The sequence below is a fragment of the Spongiactinospora rosea genome, from assembly GCF_003315795.1.
Taxonomy (GTDB): Bacteria; Actinomycetota; Actinomycetes; order Streptosporangiales; family Streptosporangiaceae; genus Spongiactinospora; species Spongiactinospora rosea.
On sequence record NZ_QMEY01000072.1, the window covers coordinates 1 to 1,573 of the forward strand.

Sequence of the window (1,573 nt, forward strand, 5' to 3'; positions counted from 1 at the left end):
AGCTTGCTCTTTATCCTCGGGATTGTTGTGCTGAGCGGTGAGTTGATCGTTTCGCGGACAGCAAGACGGCCTTGAGTGATCATGTGCGGTGTCGAGTCGCTACTGATCACTACAAGGCCGTGAGGGTGAGTCTGCTGAACGATGCCGCCGGTGTCGAGTCCTCCAGGGTGTTGTCCCGGTTCCGGAATGATGTCTACGCCTGCCTGACCAGGCGGGCCGATGCGTTGTTCGAGCTGGCTGATGCGTTGTTGTGTGAGCCGGGGCCGGTGCGCTCACCAGTGGACCTGTCCTTGTCACCGGAGTACCGGCGGGGGCACGGCGCTTTGTACAGCGGGCTCAACCATGGCCGGATCGACGTGGAACAGCTGCGCGAGGTGCTGGCTGGACAGCCGCTACCGCGCTGGCCGGACAGACGGATCGTGCTGGCGGTGGATGTGTCGCCATGGCTGCGCTCGGATGCCGCCTGCTCGGCCGAGCGGCTGTTCTGTCACGTGTACGGCCGGGCCAAGAGCACGTCGCAGTTCATCCCGGGCTGGCCCTACTCGTTCGTTGCGGTGCTGGAGATGGGCCGCACGTCATGGACGGCGCCGCTGGACATGGTGCGGCTGGGACCGGCCGATGACGCCACCGCCGTCACCGCCGCCCAGCTGCGCGGGGTCATCGAACGATTGATCGCCGCCGGGCAATGGCGCAGCGGTGACCCCGACGTGCTCATCGTGACCGACGCCGGCTACGACATCACCCGCCTGGCCTACGTCCTGCGTGATCTCCCGGTCGAACTACTCGGGCGCATCCGATCCGACCGGGTGCTGCGCCTGCCCGCACCACCTCGACGCTACGATCCGAAAGGTGGCCGTCCCCCTAAACACGGCGGCGAGTTCGCCCTGGCCGACCCGGCCACCTGGCCCGAACCGGCCGTGACCACGGTCACGGACTCCACCCACTACGGCAAGGCCGAGGCGAATGCCTGGGACCGGTTGCATCCGCGCCTCACCCACCGTGCGGCTTGGCTCGATCACGAGGGTGAGTTGCCGATCATCGAGGGCACCCTGATCCGGCTGAAGGTCGAGCACTTGCCCGGAGATCGCGACGCCCCACCGGTTTGGCTCTGGTCCTCCAAGACCGGTGCCGCCGGCGCCGACGTGGACCGTTGCTGGCAGGCGTTCCTGCGCAGATTCGACCTGGAGCACACCTACCGGTTCTGGAAGCAGACCCTCGGCTGGACCCGGCCCAGGCTCCGCGCCGCTCAGGCCGCCGACCGCTGGACCTGGCTGCTCATCATCGTCCACACCCAGTTGCGTCTCGGCCGTCGCCTGACCAAGGACCTGCGCCACCCCTGGGAGAGATCCGTCCCGCCCGGTCAGCTCACTCCCGCCCGGGTCCGGCGCGGGTTTCGGAACCTCCGTCCCGCGCTGGCTCAACCGGCCGGCGCGCCTAAACCCACCCGCCCCGGCCCGGGGCGTCCATCAGGCATCCCCAACCGTCGCCCCGCACCCCGCTACGGCGTGGGCAAAACCGTCAAACGCGGCCGAACCCTCGCAGCACTACAACAATCTGGAGGATAAAGAACAAG

Annotated in this window: 1 protein-coding gene; it reads left to right on the plus strand. The window is 67.6% G+C overall.

The annotated features are described in order from the left end of the window. The first annotated feature begins 125 nt into the window (after window positions 1–125). Entirely contained in the window at window positions 126–1,565 is a 1,440-nt protein-coding gene (locus tag DP939_RS45180; RefSeq protein ID WP_113986977.1) for an NF041680 family putative transposase, read from the plus strand. Window positions 1,566–1,573: the final 8 nt, after the last annotated feature.